Below are 22,747 nucleotides of genomic sequence, written 5' to 3' on the forward strand. Positions count from 1 at the left end.
CCCCCTTTATAGAATGGTTAAGCGCCGCTTGGGCTCAGAGCAGGTCCTTGGCGCGATACCAGCGCGCGGTCTCGACCAGCCCCGTCTCCGTCTCCACCTGCGGCACCCACAGATTGGCGGGCGCCCGATGCGCCGGATCGGCCACCCAGTCGGGATGGCAGAAATAGGAGACGCGATCGGGGGTGAGCTTGGCGCGCTTGCCCCGCAGCGCCCGGTCGACATAGGCGCCCGCCATCAGCACCGCCTTGGGCAGCGACAATGCGAGCACCTTGCGTCCCACCGCGCGGCCGATCGCGCGGGCGAACTCGGGATGGGTCCAGCCCCCTGCCCGGCCGTCATCGGGATCGATCTCGCCGGGGAAGCGGTCCGCCGCGGCGAGCGCGAGCAGCAGGCGGCCGAGGTCGCTGACCTCGATCACCGAGATGCGGCCACCCGACGGCAGCAGCGCGAGGCCGAAGCGCGCGACGCGGAACAGCTCGAGCATCTCCAGGTCGCCGGGACCATAGATCGCCGGCGGACGGACGATGGTCCAGTCGAGCCCGGAGGCGCGGACGAGCTTGTCGGCCTCGCCCTTGGACCAGCCATAGGCCGAAAGCTCGGGCTCGCGGCTGGCCAGCGAGGAGACATGGACGTAGCGGCGCACGCCTGCCTGCCTGGTCGCCGCGAGCATGTTGGCGGTGCCGGTGATGTTGCCGTGCGCGAAGCCGTCGCGGTCAGGCGCGTTGACCACCCCGGCGACATGGATCACCGCATCCGCGCCGGTGCACAGCGCGGCCAGCGCTGCCGTGGCGTCGAGGTCGCCGCGAATCCAGGTGACGCCGTCGCGCGCCGGCTGGTCGCGGCGGGTGAGCGCACGCACCTGATGCCCGGCCTCCAGCGCAAGCTCGATCAGCCGCGATCCGACGAATCCGGTGCCCCCGGTGACGGCGAACACGCTCACAGCAGCGCCATGTGGCTGCGGTGGACCAGCGCGGCACGCGGAGCATAGCCGAGGATCCCGACCAGCTCTTCGCTGCGCCGCCCGACGATGCGCGAGGCATCGACATGGCCATATTCGGCCAGCCCGCGGGCCAGATGCTTTCCGTCCGGCCCGACCACCACCACGAGGTCCCCGCGCGCGAAGCGGCCCTCGACGCGAGTCGCCCCAGCCGAAAGCAGGCTGCGGCCTTCCTTGAGCGCCTGCGCTGCGCCCTCGTCGATATGGATCGCGCCCTTGGCGGTGAGCCCACCGCGCAGCCAGGCCTTGCGTGCCGCCGCGCCCTTCTGCCCCAGGAACAAGGTACCGCGCCGCGTCGTCGCCAGCCGGGTGAGCGGATGCTCCACCCGGCCATCCGCGATGGCGAGATGCGCGCCCGCGCTGGTCGCGATCCGCGCCGCCTCGATCTTGGAGACCATGCCGCCCGATCCCATGCCCGAAGCGGAGCCGCGATCGGCCATCGCCTCGATCCGCTCGTCGATCACGTCGACCAGCTCGATCAGCTGCGCATCGGCATTGGTGTTGGGATTGGCGGTGTAGAGCCCGTCGACGTCGGACAGCAGCACCACGCCCTCGGCATTGGCAGCGCTCGCCACCCGCGCGGCGAGCCGGTCATTGTCGCCGAAGCGGATTTCCTCGGTCGCGACCGAATCATTCTCGTTGATCACCGGCACCACCCCCAGCCGCAGCAACCGGTCGAGCGTCGCCGAGACGTTGAGGTAGCGGCGGCGGTCCTCGAGATCGTCGAGCGTCACCAGTATCTGCGCGGCGGTCATGCCCTGGTCGTGGAGCAGCTCAGCCCAGATGCTCGACAGCGCGATCTGGCCGGTGGCAGCGGCGGCCTGCGCATCCTCCAGGCTCGCTCGGCCGCCCTTGGGCAGCTTGAGCCGGCGGGCGCCGAGCGCGATCGCGCCCGAGGAGACGATGACGAGCTGCTGCCCCTCGCGCGCCCGCGTGCCGAGATCGGCAGCCAGCGCCGCCAGCCAGTCGCGGCGGATCTGCCCCTCGCCATCGACGAGCAACGAGGAGCCCACCTTCACGACCAGCCGGCCGCAGGTCGAGGGGCTGAAGCCGATGGCGTCGGCATGGCGGGCGATCGCGGACATGGCCGCGCTCTTAGCGGTGCGGTTCGGCATCTGCCAAGCCGATCAGACGATCGATTCGCGCTGGAGGTCGCTGCAATGGCCGACACCGGTCGCCTTCAGCCGCGCGATCACCGCGTCGCGCGTGTCGCTGTCGCCGGCGCGGATCTCGCCGAGCTCGGCGGCGGTGAGCAGCACCACGGGCACCGCGCGGACGGGCGAGAGCGGCATGTCCTCGATCCGCGTGTCGAAATCGGGCTCGGGCCCGCCGATCATCACGCCCAGCACGTCGTCGGCGGTGAGGAAATGCGCCGGCAGCCGCGCCGCGATCGCCGCCGAGCTGGAGACGTTGGTGAGTTCGAGCGGGATCGGGCCATGGCGTTCGAGCGGGCGGAGGATGCCCTGCTCCTCGGCGACGATCGCCGCCACCCGCCGCAGCACCTCGAGCATCCAGCCGTCACCCGCGACCTGCGCCGGCGCGCCCTCGCCCGGTCCTTCGACGAACAGCTCGATCTCGAAGCCGTTGGCGGTGGCACTCTCGTCGAACGGATCGGACAGCCCGTCGGTCGCCAGCAGGATCGCGCTGCCGCGGTGGATCAGTCGGTACGCCTCGTGCCCGCCCGGCCAGAGCGAACCGGCCGGCGCGGAGGAGAGGATGCGATCGCTCGCCGGCCCCAGCGCCGACCAGAAAAGCCCGCGCGCTTCGGCCGAGCGTTCGGCAACGCTGGCGACTCGGTGTGGCTCAGGTCGGCTGACCGCCTGCACCTTCGCACCAAATAGCCCACGCAACCAGCCGAACGCACCCATCCGCGTCTCTCCCGAAAGGAATCAGACGGGCAGCGTTGAACTAGAAATGCGTCAGACCGGCGACCATTGAACGGCTTCTTCACCATCTTCGGCGGTTTCGTCAGCCGCCCGGTTCTCGTTCGGGCCGATGATTTCGAGCAACTGGTCGAGTACCCAGTCGACCCCGGTGCCGGCCGCGCCGGACAGCGGAATGACTTGCGCGCCGCTCGCCTCTTCGAGCTCGGCGGAGAGCGCCGCGATCAGTTCGTCGTCGAGCGTATCGATCTTGTTGAGCGCGATCACCGTCGGCTTGTCCGACAGCCCGGCGCCGTACGCTTCCAGTTCGTCGCGGACGATGCGGTAGCTGGTCGCCACGTCCTCGTCATTGGCGTCGATCAGGTGGAGCAGCACGCGGCAGCGCTCGATATGGCCGAGGAAACGGTCGCCGATGCCGGCGCCGTCCGCCGCACCTTCGATCAGGCCGGGAATGTCGGCGATCACGAACTCGCGCTGCTTGTGGCGCACCACGCCCAGCTGGGGACGCGTGGTGGTGAAGGCATATTCGCCCACCTTGGCCTGCGCGTTGGTCACCGCGTTGATGAAGGTCGACTTGCCGGCGTTGGGGAGGCCCACCAGCCCGGCATCGGCGAGCAGCTTGAGCCGCAGCCAGACCCAGGCTTCCTCGCTCGGCCAGCCGGTGCCGTGCTGGCGGGGCGCGCGGTTGGTCGAGGTCTTGTAGGTCGCATTGCCGCGGCCGCCGTCGCCGCCGCGCAGGAAGACGATGCGCTGGCCTTCCTTGGTGAGGTCGGCCAGCAGCGTGCGCTCGTCGTCGTCGGCGAGGATCTGGGTGCCGATCGGCACCTTGATCACCAGGTCGTCGCCGCCGGGGCCGGTGCGGTTCGAACCCGAACCGCCGCTGCCGCGCGGCGCCCGGAAATGCTGGGTGTAGCGGAAGTCGATCAGCGTATTCAGGCCGGCAACGGCTTCAAAGATAATGTCGCCGCCCTTGCCGCCATTGCCGCCGTCTGGGCCGCCATATTCGATGAACTTTTCACGGCGGAAGCTCACGGCACCGGGTCCGCCGGCACCCGAGCGGACGAAAATCTTGGCTTGATCGAGGAAATGCATCGCGGGCCCATATACGTTCGGCGCAATTTCGTCACCCCCGGCAGCACCCTTGCCGGCAATGTGGCTAACGGCATGACACTTTCCGGGTGGCATCGGCGTTCAGCACGGCTATACGCGACCGGATCGTTTCCGCCCGTTTTCCGTTTCAGGGGCGCAAGGATCCCAGCTCTGAAGGACGTTCAGCGAACAGCATGAATTCGATCGATCGCTACATGGCGCGGCTGATCGCGGTGCCGCTGATCTCCACCCTGATCATCTCCGCGATGCTGCTCGTGCTCGATCGCATGTTGCGGCTGTTCGAGTTCGTCGCGACCGAGGGCGGTCCGGTGAGCGTGGTGTGGCGCATGCTCGCCAACCTGCTCCCGGAATATCTCGGCCTCGGCATCCCGATCGGGCTGATGCTCGGCGTGCTGCTCGCCTTCCGCCGCCTCGCGACTTCGTCCGAGCTCGACGTGCTGCGCGCCGTGGGCGTCAGCTACACCCGCCTGCTGCGCGTGCCCTATATGTACGCGATCGTGCTGGCGGCGGTGAACTTCGCGATCGTCGGCTTCGTCCAGCCGACCTCGCGCTACAATTACGAGCAGCTCCGCTTCGAGCTGCGCTCGGGTGCGCTCGGCGCCTCGATCAAGGTCGGCGAGTTCACCAGCTTCGGCTCGAAGATGACGCTGCGGATCGAGTCGAGCCAGGACGAGGGCCGCGACCTGCGCGGCATCTTCGTCGAGATGACCAACAAGGACGGCACGCCGCTGGCGGTGACCGCGCAGAAGGGCCAGTTCCTTCGCTCGGACGATCCCGACACGATCATTTTCCGGCTGACCAACGGCACGCTCGTCCATTACGACAAGAGTTCGCCGGTGCCGCGGGTGCTGACCTTCACCACCCACAATCTGCCGATCCCGCTCCCCAAATATGAGCAGTTCCGCAAGCGCGGCGACAGCAATATCGAGCGCACGTTGCCCGAGCTGGCGGTGATCGGCCGCAACCGCTCGGCGAACGAGATCGATCGCGAGACCAGCCGTTCGGCCTTCCACTATCGCATGGCGGAAGTTACGACGATGTTCCTGCTGCCGATGCTGGCGGTGGCGCTGGCGATCCCGCCCAAGCGCTCCACCTCGATGCTCGGCGTGTTCCTGTCGATCCTGATGATCGTTACCTATCACAAGGTGAACGAATATGCGCAGGGCGTGGGCAGCCTGGGGCTGATCGATCCGATCATCGCGCTATGGGTGCCGTTCTCGATCTTCGCGGGGCTTACCGTCTGGATGTACTATACCGTCGCCTATGTGCCCGGCGGGCAGCCGATCGGCGCGCTGGAGCGCGTCTTCGCCAAGATCGGCAAGCTGATCGGCCGGCTGTTGCCCGGGGCCAAGCGACGGCGCCGCAAGGCGGAGGCGGCACGATGAGCCTGCGCGGCCTGTTCCCCTCGCCGACCGTCTCGCTCTACATGGCGAAGCTGTTCGTGTTCCGCACCTTCGCGTTGCTCGGCGCGCTGGTGCTGGTGCTGACCTCGCTCGACCTGCTGACCGAAAGCGCGGGCATCCTGGCCTATCCGGGCAACGGCAACGCGCAGATCCTGCACTATGCCACGCTGCGGGTGCCGCAGATCATCTCGACCTTCCTGCCCTATTCGGTGCTGGGCGGCGCGATCTTCACGCTCGCCCAGCTCAACCAGAACAGCGAGATCATCGCGCTCAAGTCGGGCGGGCTCTCGGCCCACCAGGTGCTGGCGCCGCTGATGCTCTCGGGCCTCGTCGTCGCCGGCCTGTCCTTCGCGTTCAACGACCGCATCGTCAGCCGCGCCACCTCCACGCTGGAGCAGTGGAAGAAGGTGGAGTTCGCGCCGCTGCCGGTCGATCGCGGCGACCGCGCCAATGTGTGGGTGCAGGCGAACGGCAATCTGATCAACGTCCAGCAGATTAAGGGCAAGGGCGAAGCCGCCCATCTGTACGACATCACCGTCTACCAGCGGAACAAGGGCTCGCTCGTATCGATCCTCACCGCCAAGCACGGCGCGCGCGCGGGCGATGGCTGGCGGGTCGACAACGTCAAGCGCTTCGACGTGGCAAGCGCCACGCTGACTCCGGTCCCCGACACGATCATCGGGCAAGGTGTGCGGCCGGACCAGTTCACCCTCGCCCATGTCGATCCGAACTCCAGCTCGTTCGGCGAGCTCAGCGTTGCGATCGGCGAGTTGAAAGCCGCCGGCCGGCCGACCAAGGCGCTGGAAGGCTCGCTGTGGCACAAGCTGTCGGGGCCGCTTTCGGCCTTCCTGATGCCGCTGCTCGGCGCCGTTTCGGCGTTCGGTCTGGCGCGCTCGGGCAAGCTGTTCGTCCGCGTGGTGATCGGCATGGCGCTGGGCTTCCTCTATTTCGTCGCGGACAATTTCGCGCTGGCGATGGGCAATCTGGGCGCCTACCCGCCCTTCCTCGCCGCTTGGGCGCCGTTCCTGCTGTTCCTGATGATCGGCGAAGCGGTGCTGCTGCGGACCGAGGAATAGGCTATGCAGGCGGCAACCACCGCCTGAGGCCTTTCGCAATGGTCCGACCTACCGCCTGCTTCCTTGCCGCTACCGTGCTGCTCCCCACCGTCGCCTGGGCCGCGCCGGAGCAGGTCTACCAGGGCACCGTCGGCACGGCGCGGATCGTGATGATGCTCAGCGAGGACAAGGCCGAGATATTCGGCCAGTATTTCTATCTCACCAGGCGGCTCGACATCGACCTCTCGGGCAGCGTCCGCGGCCAGACGCTCGATCTCGAATCGCGGGTGACCGGCGACAAGCTGCATCTGACCCGCAGCGGCGCGACGCTCGGCGGCACGCTGACCACCGCCAAGGCCAAGCGCCTGCCGGTCAGCCTGCGTCCGGCGGGGGCGCCGGAGGGGCTCCCCGCCGATCTCCCGCCCAAGCTGAACGCCTATGAGCGCTGGCACCTCACCGGCCTCCAGCTCACCCCGCTGCAGGCAGAGACGATCAACGGCAAGACGATCCGCTGGTATCGCGAACCGCTGTCCGGCATCCGCCTGTTCCGCATCGAGAGCGGCTATGCCGCGCCTGCGCTGGCGGCGGTCGACCATGCGCTCACCCGCAACCAGTGGCAGGACGTGTCGGCATGGTTCGCCTGCACCGGTTATGAGGGCGGCCCCGGCACCGACGTCTCGGAGGCGCAGAAGCCCTGGCTGGGCACGAACCATATGAGCTATGTGTGGAGTGCGAGCTGGAGCTGCGCAGGCACCGCACATCCGGACTTCGCCACCGCTGGCCATAGCTTCGACATGCGCACCGGCCGCGAACTCAAGCTGGACGACCTGCTCCATTTCGGATCGACACCGGTTCCCGCGGAGGAGAGCGACGCCTGGTACAGCTATCGCAGCAAGCGCTTTGCGCCGGCCGTGGTGGCACTGCTCAAGCGCTACCATCCCGACGAGATGGCAAAGCCGGCCGAGGGTGACGAGGACGGCTGCGACTATTCGGATCCCGACGTGTGGGACTTCCCCGGCTGGGCGCTCTCCGAAAAGGGCCTGTGGCTCGGCGCCTATTTCGCCCGGGTGCAGCGCGCCTGCGATGCACCGGACTGGGCGATCCTCCCCTGGTCTGCGCTGGGGCTGAAGCCGGGCGAGCGGCCGTAGTGCACTTCAGGGGTGCGCCTTCGCCCAGTCGAGCGCACCCTGCAGCGTCGTCACCCACAGCTCGCGGCGATGCTGGGCCAGCCAGGCGATGAAGGCGCGGTGCTCGGCATCGGGCACCGCCTGATAGTCCCCGCCGACACCGTGGAACAGGAACACCGCCCAGCCGCCGCCCTGCTCGGCTTCGCGAGCATAGGCGATCATCTTCGCCGCCGTCGCGCCTTCGCCGAAGCCGCGCGCCGGCACGTGCATGGGATCGGCCTTGGCAACATCGGCGCGGGCGTCCGCAGGCGTGTCGACCACGCCGCGCACATAGGTGACCGTGCCCGCCTTGCGCAGGTCCTCCAGATAGTCCTTGCCGCCCGCCAGGCTCTGTCCGCAGGGGGTGGCGAAGCCGTGGCGGTCCTTGCCGTCCAGCGCGCGGAGCAGCACGTTCTGCTGGGCGATCTCGCGGAGCATGCTGGTGATCGTATAGGCCTCGCTCACATAGCGCGGATCGGCGGGATAGACGTCGTGCGTGCAGGGGTGGAAGATCGTGTGATTGGCGAGCTCGTGGCCGTCCATCGCCGCCGCGCGCCAGCGATCGACATCGGCTTCCTTCACATTGGCGAGGAAGAAGCTGCCCTTCATCCCGGCGGCGTCGAGCGCCGGTATGGCGTGATCGAGCTGCGAATCGAGTGCGTCGTCATAGGTGAGCACCACCGCCGCCCTGGCGCCGTTCGGCCAGCGCGTCTGCGCCGTCGCCGGCAAGGCCATCCACGCGCAAAGCATCGCCGCTGCGAAAAGCCGCTGCATCACCCTCTCCTCCGATCCTGGCGACAGCCTAGCCCGGGAGCGGGTGCGCGCAAGGGACCGCGCCGAAAAAGAAAAGGGCCGGCGCACCGCCCGGTGCCCGGCCCCTTGCCCGTTGCCCGCGCCGGTCAGCGCTGGCGCATCGTGCCCTGTGCAAGCTTCACCACCAGCCCCGAGAGCGTCGGGTAATTGGCCTTGTGATAGGCCGATTCCGGCCCGACCGCCGCGGCCAGACGGCGATGTGCCTCGCCAAGCGCATGGTAGGGCACCGCCGGCAGCAGGTGGTGCAGCGCGTGGTAGCGCAGGCCCACCGGCGCCCAGAGATAGGGCAGCAAGCCCGGCTCGGGCACGTTGACGCTGTCGAGATACTGGGCGGTCACCGTCAGCGGCTCGCCCTCATTCTCCCACAGGTGCGCGACCAGCGTGCGGACCTGGTTGATCACCGCCGAGCAGGCGACGATCGCAATGTAGGCGAGGAAGGCACGCAGCGGCAGGATGCCCGCCACGGTGATGCCGATCAGCGTGATCGCGAACAGGCTCGCGCCCAGTTCCTGCCAGAACCACTGGCGACGGAACTCGCCCTCGGGCGCGCGGCGCTCGAACTTCGGGTTGATCTGCAGCCCCGAATAGCGCGCCACGACGAGACGGCGCAGCTTCGGCGAGAAGAGCGACAGCGGCGCCAGCACCGCGAAGCGGAGCAGCAGCCCGATCGGCATCAGCACCGACACGAGCAGGAACAGCGGCAGCGTCCACGGCTTCATCAGCGCGAGCGGCAGATATTCCGGATCCTGATCGGTGCCGTAGCGGGTGCGGGCATGGTGGATCGTGTGGATGCCCTCATACATGAACGAGGGCAGCAGCAGCGGCACGCCGACGAACGCGTTCCACGCGGTGCGGAAGCCCGGCAGCAGCGAATGCTTGAGATGGGTGATCTCGTGGATGAACAGCTCGGCACGGTACAGCGCGAGCACCGCGATGATGCCGCCGATCACCGCCACCCAGGGCGAGGCCGCGAACATCGCGGTCGCCATGCCGGCATAGCCGATCGCCGCGGAAAGGAAGCAGTCGGTCCAGTACATCGCCTTGTTGGGCGTGTGGAGATCGCGGGTCAGCTCCGCGGCGGCGCGCAGCATCGCGCGGTCGTCGGGAACGCCCGACAGCCGGATGCGCGCAATCGTCGCCGAGATTTCGGCGTCCGGGGCGTCCGGATGATCGAAGGCTAGCGATTGGGTCATAGGTGATGCCATTGGCCTTAGATAGTGGCTACAAGGTGGCATTACAGGGCCCGGAAGGGGCAAGGCGCTGCACTGCCGCGTATGGCTTGACAGGCGCCTCCGGACGCAAGACTGCATTGCGCCGTATCAAGAATTTCTGGGGGACTCCGCGTGGCTAGTGCCGATCTCAAGGTCCGGCCCGTTTTGGGCAAGGCCGACACCAAGGCTTTCATCGAACTCGCCTATCGCCTGAACGGCGACGATCCCAATTGGGTCGCGCCGCTGCGCGACGAAGTGGCGGGCACGATCGATCCGAAGAAGAATGGCTGGTTCAGCCATGCCGAGGCGCAGCTGTTCCTCGCCGAGCGCGGCGGCAAGGTCGTCGGCCGCATCTCCGCGCATATCGACACGCTGGCGCTGCAGATGCCGCCCGAGCAGGGCTTCGGCCCCGGCACCGGCTTCTGGGGCCTGTTCGAGGCGGAGGATCAGGAGGTCGCCGCCGCGGTGATCGCGCAGGCCGAGGACTGGCTGCGCGCCAAGGGCATGACCAAGGCGCTCGGCCCGGTCAGCCTGTCGATCTGGGAAGAGCCCGGCCTGCTGGTGAAGGGCCATGACCATTCGCCGACGGTGCTGATGGGCCACCATCCGGCGCGCTACCAGGGCTGGATCGAGGCGCAGGGCTATGGCCCGGCCAAGAAGATCGTCACCTATGAGCTGGACATCAGCAAGGAATTCCCGCCGATCGTGCAGCGCATCGTCGCCGCCGGCGAGAAGAATGCCCGCATCCGCATCCGCGAGGTCAACAAGGCCAAGTTCGCCGAGGAAGCGGCGATCATCCTCGCCATCCTCAACGATGCCTGGGGCGACAATTGGGGCTTCGTGCCGCTCACCCAGCCCGAGGTGGACGATGTCGGCAAGAAGCTGAAGCCCTTGGTGTTCAACGACCTGATCCGCATCGCCGAATATGATGGCGAGCCGGTGGCGTTCATGGTCACCCTGCCCGACCTCAACGAGCCGCTGAAGCCGCTCAAGGGTTCGCTGCTGCCGTTCGGCTGGGCCAAGCTGCTGCTGTGGCTGCGCAAGCCCAAGGCGCGGACGATGCGGGTGCCGCTGATGGGGGTGGTGAAGCGCCTGCAGAGCTCGCGCATGGCGAGCCAGCTGGCCTTCATGATGATCGAATATATCCGTCGCGCCTCGGTCGCCAATTACGGCGCGAGCCGGGGCGAGATCGGCTGGATCCTCGACGACAACCAGGGGATGATCGCCATCGCCGACGCGATCGAAAGCAAGATCAATCGCGAATATCTGATCTACCAGAAGGCACTCTGATCGCGAAGGTGGCAGCGGGCGGTGCTTGCCGCCCGCTGCCGACCCAGCCTCAGCGCCGCGCCAGCGGATCGATGCCGGTGTCCTTGATCCACTGATCGCGCGTCTTGCACTGGCGCGGCCGTGCGATGTGGCTGCCGGTGACCACTTCCGGCTGCACGCAAACGCGCACCGAGCCGGCTTCCGTCTTCGCCGTGCTGTCGACGCGCTTGTCCTTGTCGGGGGCGGCGCTGGCCGGAACGGCGGCGACGGCGATCAGCGCGCAGGCGCCGAACAGGGTGGCGCCGATACGAGCAGTACGAGCGAAATTGGTCATGTTGCTTCTCCTGGAAATGGCGTGCGGGATCGTTCCGCCGCACGCGATGCGGGGGTTGTTCGAGGTATTGCGATGTCGGTCGCTGCCGGGTGATCAATATTCGTGGAAAGGATCGTTGCCCTCGCGGATCCAGGCCTCGCGGGTCTTGCACTCCTTGGTCTTCTTGTCGGTGCCGTCCGCCGCCTTGCGCTCGACGCACCAGACCAGCTTGCGCGCGGTCCGGTTCAGCGTGCTGATGTCCTTCTTTGCGGCGACGGGAGTCGCTTCCGGATCCGGTGCCGCCTGCGCGGAGGCCGCGGCCGTCAGCGTCGTGGCGAGCAGCACGGCGGCGGGGATCAGGCCGAGGAATTTGGGGGTGCGATACGTGGTCATGTCAGGCTCCTGTGGACTTAGGGATCCGACGCTCCTTCGTTTCCGCCGGTACCCAAGTGTTTTGCAGGAGCCGTGCCAGTTTCACGGATGCTTGTTTTTCAACTACTTAGCGATATTCATTGTAGTGTAATAGCGCTATACAACAGCACGTCACGCCAAAGCTTGGCACTTTCCACCAATCGCGATGCCAAGCCGAACGCAAAGATCGGATTCGACGCGCCCTAGCGCAGCGTCACCCAGGTCGGCGCATGGTCGCTGGCCTTTTCCCGGCCGCGATAGTCCTTGTCGACGCCGGCGCCGGTGAAGCGGTCCGCCGCCTGCGGGCTGAGCAGCAGATGGTCGATGCGGAAACCCGCGTCGCGCTGCCAGGCGCCCGCCTGATAGTCCCAGAAGGTCCACACACCGCCCTTGGGGAAGCGCGTGCGCAGCGCATCGGTCCAGCCCTGCGCGAGCAGCTTCCGGTAGCGCTCGCGCGATTCCGGCTGCATCAGCGCGTCCTCGGCCATGGCGCGGACCGAGAAGGTATCGTCGTCATTGGGGATGACGTTGAAATCGCCCGCCAGGATCGCCGGCCGCTCCTCCGCGAGCAGCTGCGCCGCACGATCGTAGAGCCGGTCCATCCAGCGCAGCTTGTAGTCGAACTTCGGCCCGGGCTGCGGATTGCCGTTGGGCAGATACAGCCCGCCGATGATCAGGTCGCCGACCTCGGCCTCGATATAGCGGCTATGGGCATCCTCGGGATCGCCCGCGAGGCCGCGCTGGCGCTCGACCGGCTGCTGGCCCTTGGCGAGGATCGCGACGCCGTTGAAGCCCTTCTGGCCGTGCCACACCGCGCCGTAGCCGGCGGCCTCGATCGCGGCGACCGGCAGCGTGTCGTCGGAGCTCTTCAACTCCTGCAGGCACACGATGTCCGGCTGCTGCTCGGTGAGATACTCGACCAGGCGGTCGATCCGCGCCTTGATGCCGTTGACGTTGTAGCTGACGATTTTCAAAGGGCTGCGCTCAGATCGAGAAGCTGGTGCCGCAACCGCAACCGGATGCCGCATTGGGGTTGGTCACCGCGAAATGCGCGCCGCCGAGATTGTCGATGAAATCCACCTGCGCGCCACGCACTAGGTCCAGGCTGACCGAGTCGACCACCAGCCGCACGCCATCCACTTCGGCGACGCTGTCATCGGCCTCCACCCCCTCGGCCAGGCCGAAGCGATACTGGAAACCCGAACAGCCGCCGCCTTCCACCGAAAGCCGCAGGATCGCGGGCTTGGCCTGCTTGGCGGCGATCGCGGCGACGCGCGCCGCGGCGGCGGGCGTCAGTGCGATGGCGGACTGGTCGATGGTCGTCGTCATGGGCGTCAGATAATGCGCCCATGCCCGTCCGGCAATGCGCTCAGCGCTGGCCGCGCGGACCGCCGACGCCGCCCGCCACCGGAGCCTGCGCGATATATTCGCCTGACTGGATGAACGGGATCGGATTGATCGCGCGGCCGTCGAGACGGACCTCGTAATGGAGGTGCGTGCCGGTCGAGCGGCCGGTCGAGCCCATCAGGCCGATGATCTGGCCGCGATGGACGCGGGTATTGTCCGCAACCAGAATCTTCGAGAGATGGCCGTAGCGCGTCTCCATTCCGCGACCATGGTTGATCTCGACGAGGTTGCCATAACCGCCCTGGCGGCCGGCATGCGAGACGATGCCGTCCGCGGTCGCGTAGATCGGCGTGCCCATCTGGCCGGGAATGTCGACACCGGCATGCATCGCCGCGGTGCCGCGGAACGGATCCGAACGGACGCCATAGTGCGAGGTGAAGCTGACATGCTGCACCGGCTGCATCGACGGGATCGAAATGGTGCTCGATTCGATCGAGTCGAGCTTCTTCCAGGTCTCGAACAGCGAGCGGAACTGGGCATCGGCGTCGGCAGTGGTCGCGGCAGCCGCGTCCTCGTCGCTGACCGGCTCGTACGGGCCGCCCATGGCGACGTTCACCTTGACGAAGCGATTGGGCGCGAGGCCGAGATGCTGGATGCGGGCGGCGGCCTGGCGCACGCGCGCCTCGCCGACCTTCTGTGCCTGTGCAGCCAGCGCGACCTGGCGCGCCTCGACCTTGCGCAGCGGCGCGACGATCTCGTCGGTGAGCGCGCTGGTCTGCTGGGGCAAGGCCTTGAGATCGGCTTCGAGCACCGAGCGATCGGCCTTGCCCGAGACGACCGCGTTCAGCACCGCCTGGCGCTGCTCGATCTTGGCGGCCTGGAGCTTGGCGGCATCCTTGGCAGCGGCGACTTCGGCGCGCATCCGGGCAACCTCGGCACGCATCGCGGCGACCTGCGCCTCGGGCGAGCCTGCCACCGGCGCGGTGTAGGAGATCGCGCCGGCCATCGCCTGCGACATGCCATAGCCGGAGAAGAGCACGGTCAGCGTTGCAGCAGTGGCGAACAGCGCCTGCGAACGGCCGCCCACGCTGAAGCGGCGCAGCTTGCCGCCTTCGTGGAGAATCACATCACGGGTGGTGAAGAAGTCCCGGAACTTGCGTGCGAATTCGTCGTTCTTGCGTTCAGACGGTACAGCCATGAGTCCCCGGCGCATTCATGGAAGCGAAGCCGGTGCGACCCGACATTCTACTTCAGGATGATGCGGACGGATTGGGCAGCCCCTGACCTCGCCGTCCCGCTTGGGGACTCTTTTGGAGGATAATCAGCCAGCGGCAAGCGCTTGGTAGTAATCCCGCGTCAAACCGGCTGCTTCGCGCGCCGAGTCGTTGAACGGCGGCTTAACAGCCCCCCGAAAATGGGTGCGGACCAGTGCCCGCCACGTCGTTTCGGGTGTGCAATCGTCGGCCTTGCAGGCCGACTCAAACCACTCCGTACCAGCCCTTACGTGCCGTACCTCATCGGTGACAATGCGGGTCAGGATCTTCACGGTAACGGCGTCGCCGGCAGCGTCGAACCGCTCGATCGTGGCGGGCGTGACATCGAGTCCGCGCGCTTCGAGCACCATCGGTACTACCGCCAATCGCGCCTTGACATCATGGGCGGTCTCGGTCGCCGCATCCCATAGCCCGTCATGCGCCGGCAGTGCGCCATAATGGCTGCCGAGGCTGCGCAGCCGCCGGTCGAGCAGCGCGAAATGCATTGCCTCGTCGGCGGCGACCCGCATCCAGTCGTCGGTAAAGCCGGTCGGAAACTGCGCACCGAAGCGGCCGATCAGGTCGAACGCCAGGTCGATCGCGACAAATTCGATATGCGCCAGCGCATGGATCAGCGCGATCCGGCCGCGTTCGGAGCCGCCCCGCCCGCGCTTGGGCATGCGGTTGGGCGGCAGCAGCTCGGGCGCGGCGGGTCGCGCAGGGCGATCGGGCATGGCAACGTCGAAGCGGAAGTCGAGCCGCCCCAGCAGCCAATCGCGCGCGGCGGCGCGGGCCCGCATCACCTTGTCGGTCGGATCGGCGGCGTCGAGCACTGCCCGCACCGCCGCGCCTACGCTGCGCCGTTCGGTCACCCGAGCGCCTTTGCCGCGTCCAGCACCTCGGCGGCATGGCCGGGCACCTTCACCTTGCGCCACGCGCGGACCAGCTTGCCCGAGGCATCGAACAGGAAGGTGGAGCGCTCGATGCCCATATATTTCTTCCCGTACATCGACTTCTCGACCCACACGCCCAGCGCCTCCATCAGCGCACCTTCATCCGTGGCGAGCGGCACGGTGAGGTCGTATTTGGCGGTGAACTTCTGATGCTTGGCGGGCGGGTCCTTCGAGATGCCGAGGATCTTCACGCCGAGCGCGGTGAACTCGGGCATCAGCTCGGTGAAGTCCTGCGCCTCGCGGGTGCAGCCCGAGGTGTCGTCCTTGGGGTAGAAATAGAGGACGAACGGCGCGCCCGCGCCCCATGCGGGAAGCGCGATCGCGCTGCCGTCCGCCGCCACCAGCGCGCTGTTGGGGAGCGCGTCGCCCTGCTCGATGCTCATCATCTGGTCTCCGTCAGTTGCCGGCCTGGATGGCGGCCCAGCATTGGCGCACCTCCTGCCGCGTCGCGTCCAGCGTCGCAACCACCGCTTCCCAATCGGGCAGGCCGAGCGCACGGGCGATCAGCGCGCGGGTGCGCTCGCCCGGCGGCTGCGCGTCGGGGGCGACCAGCCGCAGCGTCACCAGCAGCCGGGTGAGGAAGTCGTGCGCCGGGCGCAGCGCCGCGGGGACGATCCCCTGCCCCACCAGCGCGGCGATCGCCTTGCCCAGCTGCGGGTCGAAGCCGGTGCGGTGGCAGAGCTGCTGGACGTGCACCGCGAATTCTAGGTCGACCAGCCCGCCATCGAGCAGCTTGGCGTCGAGCGGCCCCGCCGGCGGCTTGTGCGCCGCCATGTCGGCCCGCATCTTGGCGGCATCGGCGAGGATGTCGCGCTCGGGCCGGGCGCCGTGGAGCACGCGGGTGATGATCGCCTGCACCTGCTCGCGCGCTTGCGGAGAGCCGAACACCGGCCGGGCGCGGGTGAGCGCCATATGCTCCCAGGTCCAGGCGTCCTTTTCCTGGTAGTTCGCAAAGCCCTCCAGCGAGACCGACAGCGGCCCCTGCGTGCCCGATGGACGGAGCCGGGTATCCACTTCGTACAGCGGGCCCGCGGCGGTGGGCACCGACAGCGCCGCGGTCACCCGCTGCGCCAGACGGTTGTAATAGGTGACCGCGCCAAGCGGCCGCCGCCCGTCCGATTCCGCGGCATAGTCGCCGGTGAACAGGTAGATCAGGTCGAGGTCCGAGGCGTGGGTGAGCGCGCCGCCGCCCATGCGACCGAGCGCCAGGATCACAAGCTCGCTGCCGGGCACCTGCCCGTGCTGGCTGGCGAACTCCTCGACCGTCGCGGCGGTGAGCACCTCGATTGCCGCCTCGGCCACCCGAGCGTATCCGGCGGAGACTTCGAGCGGATCGCTCGCGCCCGCGACGATCTGCGCGCCGAGCGCGAAGCGCTTCTCGTTTACGATGCGGCGGGCATGTTCGAGCAGCCACTGATAATCGGCCCCCCGCTCGGCCGCGGCCATGGTCGCCATCAGCTCGGGTACGGCGCCGACGGGCGCGAGGGCGCTGGCATCGATCAGCCCGTCGAGCAGCTCCGCGCGGCGGCCGAGCTGCTCCGCCAGCGTCGGCGCGTGGCTGAGGATCGCGCTGAGCAGCCGGGTGAGCGCCGGCTGCGCCTCGAGCAGGCGGAAGATGTTGACCGCGCTCGGCAGCCGCTTGAGCATCGCGTCGAAGCGGGTGATCGCATGCTGCGGATCGGGCGCGCCGCCGAAGCCGGTCATCAAGGTCGGCAGCACTGCTTCGAGCGCGCTCTGCGCCGCCGGGCTGCGCAGCGCAGGATAGGTCGGCCCGCGCCAGCCTTCCACGATCCGGCGGGCGGTTGCAGGGTCGGGGAAGCCCGCCTCTCCCAGTCGATCGCCCAATGTGTCGGGATCGCTGGGCAGGCCGCTGCCGCCACCCTCTGCCAACGCGTCGTAGGTCCGGCCGACCCGCTCGACATGCGGCTGGAGCAGCGCGATCAGCGCCGCGCCGTCCTCCAGCCCGTGCAGCCGCGCGACATGGTCGAGCGCCGCCGGATCGCTTGGCAACGTATGCGTCTGGCGATCGTCGATCATCTGCAGCCGATGTTCGATGGTCCGCAGCAGGACATAGGCCTCGTCGAGCGCCGCCGCCTCGCCCGCATCGATCCGCCCCGCCGCCGCCAGCGCGGCGAGCGCATCGCGGGTGGCGGGCACACGCAGCGCGGGGTCGCGGCCGCCATGGATCAGCTGGTGGATCTGCGCGAAGAACTCGACCTCGCGGATGCCGCCCCGGCCCCGCTTGAGATCATAGCCGGGGCCGAAGCGCTGGCCCTGCTGATAATGGTCTCGGATGCGGCGCGAAATCTCCTGGATCTCGCGGATCGTCCCATAGTCGAGCGCGCGCCGCCACACGAAGGGGCGGATCGCGTCCAGGAAGCTCTCGCCCAGCGTGCCATCGCCCCCGGCGACGCGGGCGCGGATGAAGGCGGCGCGCTCCCAGGGCAGCGCCTGGCTCTCATAATAGCTGATCGCCGCTTCCACCGGCAGCGCGATCGGCGTCACCTCGGGGGAGGGGCGTAGCCGCAAGTCGACGCGCAGCACATAGCCGTCGCCATCGCGCGCCTGGAGGATCTCCAGCACCCGCCGCGCGATCCGCACCGCCGCTTCCTCGGGCACTTCGCGCGGGCGGCAGGGCAGCGTCGCGGGATCGAAGATCAGGATGGGATCGATGTCCGACGAGTAGTTGAGCTCGCGGCTACCCTGCTTGCCCAACGCGATGGCGGCGAAGCCCCGCGGTTCGGCATCGGGCGTGCGCTCGCGGATCGCGGCGCGGATCGCGCGATCGAGGGCGTCGTCGGCAAAGTCGCTGAGCAGCCGCGTCGTGCGGCCGAAATCATAGGCGCCGGACAGGTCGCCGATCGCCGCGATCAGCGCCAGCCGCCGCCGCTGGATGCGCAGCGCCTGCGGCTCGCCCATGTCCCGGGTCAGGGCGGCCGAGACAGTAATCGGATCGGCAATCGCGGCGGCGGGTTCGGCCGCGATGTCCTCCTCGCGCCGCAAGACGAGGCCAAGAAACGGGGAATGTTCGGAAATCCGCGTCAGCGCGGTGGAAATGGCAGGTTCGCGCACTGGAAGACCCTATCGTCCAAAAACCGTAAATCTGCGATGAATTGCAACTATCACAGGCAACGAATGCATCGGATGGCCGTTTGGACACCGTGGTTCAGACAATTCCCTCCCAGGCCCAGGCGGCAGACACGGCGACTCCCTGTCGCATCGAGCCGCCGCGCGCATGCGACGGGATCGGTCGAGCGATCGCCAACGCCTATGCGCGCGACCTTGGCCTGCCGCAGGACATGGCGGTGCTGCTCGCCAAGCTGAACGATCGCGATCCCCGCTGCCACTGGTAGGCGTCACCGGCCCTGCATGTCCCGGTGCGCGCTCGGCATGCGCACGGTCAGCCCGTCCAGCGCCTCGGTAAGCAGGATCTGGCAGGCGAGCCGGCTGGTCCGCACCGCGCCCATCGCCAAGTCGAGCATGTCCTCTTCCGCCTCGCTCGCGGGAGGCAGCCGCTCGAAATCGGCGGGGGCGACGATCACATGGCAGGTCGAGCACGCCATCTGCCCCTCGCACGTCCCCTCCAGCGGCTGACCGGCATTCTGCGCCACTTCGAGCAGCCGCGCGCCGGGCGGCGCCTGCACTTCCTGCACCGCCCCGCCAACGCCCTCGAACCGCACCCGGATCATGCGGCCACCCGCTGGGCGTCGGCGGCGGCGCAAATGCGGTCGAGTGCGGTCATCAGTTCTTCCTCGGTGGTCATCCGGCCGAAGCCGATACGGATACTGGAACGTGCCTGCGCGTCCGAAAGTCCCAGCGCGCGGAGCACATGGCTCGGCCGCCCCGAGCCGCTGGCGCAGGCCGAGCCGGCGGAAAAGGCGATGTCGCGCAGATCCGACATCAACCGGGCGACATCGAGGCCCTCGCGGCGGAGGTTGAGGTTGCCGTGGTAGCGGTGGATGGCGGAGCCGTTGAGGGTCCAGCCTCCAGTCCCCCTCCCGCTTGCGGGAGGAAGGGAGGCTAGTTGGAGGCGCTCGGCGGCCAGTGCGAACAGGCGAGCGACATGGCCTGCGTCGGCGTCGACCCGGATCGCAGCCACCTTCGCCGCAGCCCCGAATCCCGCGCACAGCGCCGGCGACAGCGTCCCCGATCGCCCGAGCGCTTCCTGCCCGCCGCCATGGAGTAGCGGCGCCAGCGTCACCCCGTCGCGCACCCATAGCGCGCCGATGCCCTTCGGCCCGTGGATCTTGTGCCCGGAGATCGCCACCAGGTCGCACGTCGGCGGGATCGGCACCCGGCCATAGCCCTGCACCGCATCGCACAGGAACAATGCGCCCGCTTCATGCGCGATCTCCGCCAGCGCTGCGATCGGCTGGACCACGCCGATCTCGTTGTTGACCAGCATCGCCGCGACCAGCCCCGTGCCCGGCACGATCGCCGCCCGGGCCGCCGCCAGATCCAGCAGCCCGTCAGGGCCAACCGGCAGTACCGTCACCTGCCGCCCGGTCGCCGCCACGGTATCCAGTACCGCAGCATGTTCGGTGGCGAGCGTCACGATCGGCCCGGTCGTGCCTTTGATCGCCCAGTTCAGCGCCTCGGTCGCCCCGCTGGTAAAGGCGAGGCTGCCCCCCGGCGGCAATAGCGCGCCGACCTGCGCCCGCGCGACCTCCACCGCCGCCCGCGCCGCGCGGCCCGGCGCGTGGGGCGAATGCGGGTTGGCGTGCTGCAATTCCAGCCAGGGCAGCATCGCCGCGAGCGCTTCCGGCGCGAGCGGCGTGGTCGCCTGATAATCGAGATAGATCATGCCGCTCGCGCCCGCGCCTCGGCGAAAGTCGCGCGCCACAACTCGGCGAAGCGATCGACGTCCGCCTCGGTGGTGCTGCGCCCGAAGCTCACCCGCACCACTTCGCGCAAGGCGGGCTCGGCCCAGCCCATCGCGGTCAGCACATGGCTGGGCCGCATGCTCCCCGACGAGCAGGCGCTGCCCGCCGAAACCGCCACCCCGGCAAGGTCGAACCGGATCAGTTGCGCCGCCGAGGAGACGCCGGGCATCCGATAGGCGCCGATCAGCGGGCTACGCGGACTCTCCGCCCCCACCACGTCGCCGCCTTCCGCGAGGATCGTCGCCTCGAGCCGGGCGCGAAGCCGGGCCATCGCCGTGATATCCTCGGACACCTCCACCGCGGCGGCATAGCCAAGCGCGCCCGGCAGGTTCTCGGTGCCGGCGCGATAGCCCTTTTCCTGCCCCCCGGTCGGCAGCAGCACGCCCAGGTCGCGCACCAGCAGCGCGCCGATCCCCGGCGGCCCGCCGCGCTTGTGCGCGGAGACCGCGACCAGATCGGCATGCCGCAGCACCTCGGCATCGGCATGCGCGGGCATCTGCGCGGCATCGACCAGCAGCAGCCCGCCTGCGCCGTGAACAATGTCGGCAATCGCTGCGATCGGCTGGCGCACCCCGGTTTCGCTGTTCGCCCATTGCACGCAGACCAGCGTCCGCTCTGCGCGGTCGAGCGCAGCCTCGAGGGCCTCCCGATCGACGATGCCGCCGGCGGTCACCGGCAGCACCGCCGCGCCCTCACCGAGCCGCAGCACCGCATCATGCTCCACCGCCGTGATCAGCCGCCGCGCCGCGACACTGCGCCCCACCGCGATCGCCAGCGATTCGCTTGCCCCGCTGGTCAGCAGCAGCTCGTGCGCCCAGCCATAGGCCGCCGCGATCCGCCGCCGTGCATGCTCCAGCGCCGCCCGCGCCGCGCGCCCGTCGGCGTGCGGGGACGAAGGGTTCGCCCAGCGCGTCATGCCCTCCGTCACCGCGGCCACCGCTTCCGGCAGCATCGGGGTCGTCGCGGCGTGATCCAGATAGAGTCGAGCGGGCAATGGCGTTCCAATTTGCGTGACGGGACCGGCTGCTTATATAGCGGCCATGTTCCTGCGCTCCACAGCGCATCTCCCTATTCGACAGGATCTGCCTTGCCCGAAGTCATTTTCCCCGGACCCGAAGGCCGCCTCGAGGGCCGCTTCGCCCCCGCTCCGCGCCCGCGCGCACCGGTTGCGATGATCCTCCACCCGCATCCCAATGCGGGCGGCACGATGAACAACCGCATCGTCCAGGATCTCTACAAGACCTTCCAACGCCGGGGCTTCGCCACGCTGCGCTTCAACTTCCGCGGCGTCGGCAAGAGCCAGGGCGTGTTCGACAACGGTATCGGCGAGCTTTCGGACGCCGCCAGCGCGCTTGACTGGGTGCAGAGCTTCCACCCCGAAGCGTCGTCCACCTGGGTCGCCGGCTTCGGCTTCGGCGCCTGGATCGGCATGCAGCTGCTGATGCGCCGTCCGGAAATCCGCGGCTTCATCTCGGTCGCGCCGCCGGCGAACATGTTCGACTTCACCTTCCTCGCGCCCTGCCCCAGCTCGGGCATCATCATCCAGGGCGAGCAGGACGAGGTCGTGACCCCCGGTGCGGTGCAGAAGCTGGTCGACAAGCTGCGCACCCAGAAGCACATCACCATCCACCACGATACCATCCCGGGCGCGAACCACTTCTTCGAGCACGAGATGGAGCAGTTGATGGGCTCGGTCGACCGCTATCTCGACATGCGGCTCGATCCCAACTGCCCGATCCGCTGAGATCGACGCTGGCTCAGCGGCGCGTGAACGTGTCGCCGAGCCAGCGGTCCACGATGGCGGTGGCGGGATAGTCCGCCTCGCCCAGCCGGCGGTTGAGCGCGACATGTCCGCGCAGTCCCTGCCCTTCGACGCTCTCCACCCGCACCTTCGATCCTTCCGCACGCAGCGCCTTGGCGAGGGCTTCGGACTGCCGCGTGCCGTCCTCGCGCTGGACATGCAGGACCAGGAACGACAGCACGTTCGGCCCCTTGGTATGCGCGATCGGCGACAGTGCGCGCTGCCGCGCCGGATCGGTGCCGAACGCCTCGGTGTAGATCGGCCGCATGAAGCGCCCGGCCTCGGCCATCTGCGCGGGCACGTCATAGGCCGCGCCATCGAGCAGCACCACGCCGCGCAGCTGGTCGAGCATCAGGTCCTGGCCATGCATGTAACGCGGATCGGTGGCGACCAGCGCGGCGAGATGCGCGCCGGCGCTATGCCCCATCAGCACCATGCGGCTCGGATCGAAGTGCAACTCGCGGGCATGCGCCACCAGCCAAGCCAGTGCGGTCGCCACGTCCTGTGCCTGCTGCTCCACCGTGGCGCCGGGCACCAGCCGATAGTCGATCGTGGCAAAGGCATAGCCCTCGCTTGTGAAGTGCCGGATCTTGGCCGCCCCGGTCGCATTGTCCTTGGAGCCATGCTCCCAGCCGCCGCCATGGACGAACACGATCAGCGGCGGCGCGGTGCGCGTGGCGGCGGTCGGCGGATAGTAGTCCAGCTTCTGCTCGGGCAGCGCGCCATAAGCGAGGTTGCGCCTGGGCGCGAAGGCGGAGGGCGCCGCCGGCTCTATCTGCTGCTGGGCGAGCACGGGCGGGCCCGCGAGGAACAGTCCGGCTACCACCCACCCGATCGCGCGCATCCCGGTTCTCCTGCTGCGGGCGGAAGGTATCGCGA

General features: G+C 68.6%; 24 protein-coding genes. 6 read left to right on the forward strand and 18 right to left on the reverse strand.

Translation table 11 applies throughout. The annotated features are described in order from the left end of the window. Window positions 1–34 precede the first annotated feature (34 nt). From BM009_RS15030 to obgE, 4 genes are read right to left on the reverse strand one after another with little or no spacing between them, the layout of a single operon-like run. Window positions 35–940, reverse strand: a complete 906-nt coding sequence (locus BM009_RS15030; protein WP_093297465.1) for an NAD-dependent epimerase/dehydratase family protein — start codon at window positions 938–940, stop codon at window positions 35–37. Beyond that, the gene (gene proB, locus BM009_RS15035) at window positions 937–2,082 is read right to left on the reverse strand and encodes a glutamate 5-kinase (RefSeq protein ID WP_093297814.1); all 1,146 of its coding nucleotides are present in this window, start codon (window positions 2,080–2,082) and stop codon (window positions 937–939) included. Before proB ends, BM009_RS15030 begins: the two co-directional genes overlap by 4 nt. A 42-nt stretch (window positions 2,083–2,124) precedes the next feature. Then, the gene (locus BM009_RS15040) at window positions 2,125–2,865 is read right to left on the reverse strand and encodes a suppressor of fused domain protein (RefSeq protein ID WP_093297466.1); all 741 of its coding nucleotides are present in this window, start codon (window positions 2,863–2,865) and stop codon (window positions 2,125–2,127) included. Window positions 2,866–2,916: 51 nt separating this feature from the next. Beyond that, entirely contained in the window at window positions 2,917–3,972 is a 1,056-nt protein-coding gene (gene obgE / locus BM009_RS15045; protein ID WP_093297468.1) for a GTPase ObgE, read from the reverse strand. Window positions 3,973–4,163: 191 nt separating this feature from the next. Between obgE and lptF the strand changes: the two genes are divergently transcribed. From lptF to BM009_RS15060, 3 genes are read left to right on the forward strand one after another with little or no spacing between them, the layout of a single operon-like run. Next, window positions 4,164–5,375: an LPS export ABC transporter permease LptF gene (gene lptF, locus BM009_RS15050; RefSeq protein ID WP_175488051.1), complete on the forward strand. Its 1,212-nt coding sequence runs from the start codon at window positions 4,164–4,166 to the stop codon at window positions 5,373–5,375. Beyond that, window positions 5,372–6,469 (forward strand): LPS export ABC transporter permease LptG, encoded by a 1,098-nt coding sequence (gene lptG / locus BM009_RS15055; RefSeq protein WP_093297470.1) that lies wholly within the window; start codon window positions 5,372–5,374, stop codon window positions 6,467–6,469. Before lptF ends, lptG begins: the two co-directional genes overlap by 4 nt. Window positions 6,470–6,507: 38 nt before the next feature. After that, window positions 6,508–7,596: a hypothetical protein gene (locus BM009_RS15060; RefSeq protein WP_093297472.1), complete on the forward strand. Its 1,089-nt coding sequence runs from the start codon at window positions 6,508–6,510 to the stop codon at window positions 7,594–7,596. A gap of 6 nt (window positions 7,597–7,602) precedes the next feature. Here BM009_RS15060 and BM009_RS15065 read toward each other — a convergent pair whose 3' ends face one another. Then, window positions 7,603–8,388 carry a polysaccharide deacetylase family protein gene (locus BM009_RS15065; RefSeq protein WP_093297473.1) on the reverse strand — a complete coding sequence of 262 codons (786 nt, stop codon included), beginning with the start codon at window positions 8,386–8,388 and terminating at the stop codon, window positions 7,603–7,605. 125 nt (window positions 8,389–8,513) lie between these two features. Next, window positions 8,514–9,620 (reverse strand): fatty acid desaturase family protein, encoded by a 1,107-nt coding sequence (locus tag BM009_RS15070; protein ID WP_093297475.1) that lies wholly within the window; start codon window positions 9,618–9,620, stop codon window positions 8,514–8,516. Between the two features lie 150 nt (window positions 9,621–9,770). Between BM009_RS15070 and BM009_RS15075 the strand changes: the two genes are divergently transcribed. Next, window positions 9,771–10,928: an N-acetyltransferase gene (locus BM009_RS15075; RefSeq protein WP_093297476.1), complete on the forward strand. Its 1,158-nt coding sequence runs from the start codon at window positions 9,771–9,773 to the stop codon at window positions 10,926–10,928. Between the two features lie 49 nt (window positions 10,929–10,977). On the opposite strand, the gene BM009_RS15080 is transcribed toward BM009_RS15075, so the two are convergent. From BM009_RS15080 to BM009_RS15115, 8 genes are all read right to left on the reverse strand, one after another. After that, complete coding sequence (locus tag BM009_RS15080) at window positions 10,978–11,241, reverse strand: hypothetical protein (RefSeq protein WP_093297478.1); 264 nt, start codon at window positions 11,239–11,241, stop codon at window positions 10,978–10,980. Between the two features lie 93 nt (window positions 11,242–11,334). After that, window positions 11,335–11,613, reverse strand: coding sequence for a hypothetical protein (locus BM009_RS15085; protein ID WP_093297479.1), 279 nt, complete (start codon window positions 11,611–11,613; stop codon window positions 11,335–11,337). 221 nt (window positions 11,614–11,834) lie between these two features. Next, entirely contained in the window at window positions 11,835–12,605 is a 771-nt protein-coding gene (gene xth, locus BM009_RS15090) for an exodeoxyribonuclease III (protein WP_093297481.1), read from the reverse strand. Window positions 12,606–12,615: 10 nt separating this feature from the next. Continuing rightward, entirely contained in the window at window positions 12,616–12,960 is a 345-nt protein-coding gene (gene erpA / locus BM009_RS15095; protein WP_093297482.1) for an iron-sulfur cluster insertion protein ErpA, read from the reverse strand. Window positions 12,961–13,000: 40 nt separating this feature from the next. Next, complete coding sequence (locus BM009_RS15100; protein WP_093297483.1) at window positions 13,001–14,176, reverse strand: M23 family metallopeptidase; 1,176 nt, start codon at window positions 14,174–14,176, stop codon at window positions 13,001–13,003. A gap of 123 nt (window positions 14,177–14,299) precedes the next feature. Further along, entirely contained in the window at window positions 14,300–15,103 is an 804-nt protein-coding gene (locus BM009_RS15105) for a ferritin-like domain-containing protein (protein WP_175488052.1), read from the reverse strand. Continuing rightward, on the reverse strand, window positions 15,100–15,570 hold the full coding sequence (locus BM009_RS15110) for a peroxiredoxin (protein WP_093297485.1): 471 nt from the start codon (window positions 15,568–15,570) through the stop codon (window positions 15,100–15,102). The genes BM009_RS15105 and BM009_RS15110 overlap by 4 nt, the downstream gene beginning before the upstream one ends. 10 nt (window positions 15,571–15,580) lie before the next feature. Beyond that, window positions 15,581–18,256: a bifunctional [glutamine synthetase] adenylyltransferase/[glutamine synthetase]-adenylyl-L-tyrosine phosphorylase gene (locus tag BM009_RS15115; protein WP_093297486.1), complete on the reverse strand. Its 2,676-nt coding sequence runs from the start codon at window positions 18,254–18,256 to the stop codon at window positions 15,581–15,583. Window positions 18,257–18,336: 80 nt separating this feature from the next. Here BM009_RS15115 and BM009_RS15120 point away from each other — a divergent pair, with 80 nt between their 5' ends. Continuing rightward, entirely contained in the window at window positions 18,337–18,537 is a 201-nt protein-coding gene (locus BM009_RS15120) for a hypothetical protein (RefSeq protein WP_093297487.1), read from the forward strand. Between the two features lie 3 nt (window positions 18,538–18,540). On the opposite strand, the gene BM009_RS15125 is transcribed toward BM009_RS15120, so the two are convergent. The 3 genes from BM009_RS15125 to BM009_RS15135 are packed head-to-tail and all read right to left on the reverse strand — an operon-like array spanning window position 18,541 to window position 21,061. Continuing rightward, window positions 18,541–18,873, reverse strand: a complete 333-nt coding sequence (locus BM009_RS15125) for a 2Fe-2S iron-sulfur cluster-binding protein (RefSeq protein ID WP_093297489.1) — start codon at window positions 18,871–18,873, stop codon at window positions 18,541–18,543. Continuing rightward, a complete protein-coding gene (locus BM009_RS15130) occupies window positions 18,870–19,988 on the reverse strand; it encodes a cysteine desulfurase family protein (RefSeq protein WP_093297819.1) in 1,119 nt (372 codons plus the stop codon). Before BM009_RS15130 ends, BM009_RS15125 begins: the two co-directional genes overlap by 4 nt. Further along, window positions 19,985–21,061, reverse strand: coding sequence for a cysteine desulfurase family protein (locus tag BM009_RS15135; RefSeq protein WP_093297490.1), 1,077 nt, complete (start codon window positions 21,059–21,061; stop codon window positions 19,985–19,987). Before BM009_RS15135 ends, BM009_RS15130 begins: the two co-directional genes overlap by 4 nt. Between BM009_RS15135 and BM009_RS15140 the strand changes: the two genes are divergently transcribed. Then, the gene (locus BM009_RS15140) at window positions 21,035–21,811 is read left to right on the forward strand and encodes an alpha/beta hydrolase (RefSeq protein WP_302847366.1); all 777 of its coding nucleotides are present in this window, start codon (window positions 21,035–21,037) and stop codon (window positions 21,809–21,811) included. The two genes, BM009_RS15135 and BM009_RS15140, sit on opposite strands and share 27 nt — an antisense overlap. 13 nt (window positions 21,812–21,824) lie before the next feature. Here the strand turns inward: BM009_RS15140 and BM009_RS15145 are convergent, their stop codons facing one another. After that, window positions 21,825–22,712, reverse strand: coding sequence for an alpha/beta hydrolase (locus BM009_RS15145; RefSeq protein WP_093297493.1), 888 nt, complete (start codon window positions 22,710–22,712; stop codon window positions 21,825–21,827). Between the last annotated feature and the right edge of the window lie 35 nt (window positions 22,713–22,747).

The sequence above is a fragment of the Sphingomonas sp. NFR04 genome, assembly GCF_900114095.1.
Lineage (GTDB): Bacteria > Pseudomonadota > Alphaproteobacteria > Sphingomonadales > Sphingomonadaceae > Sphingomonas.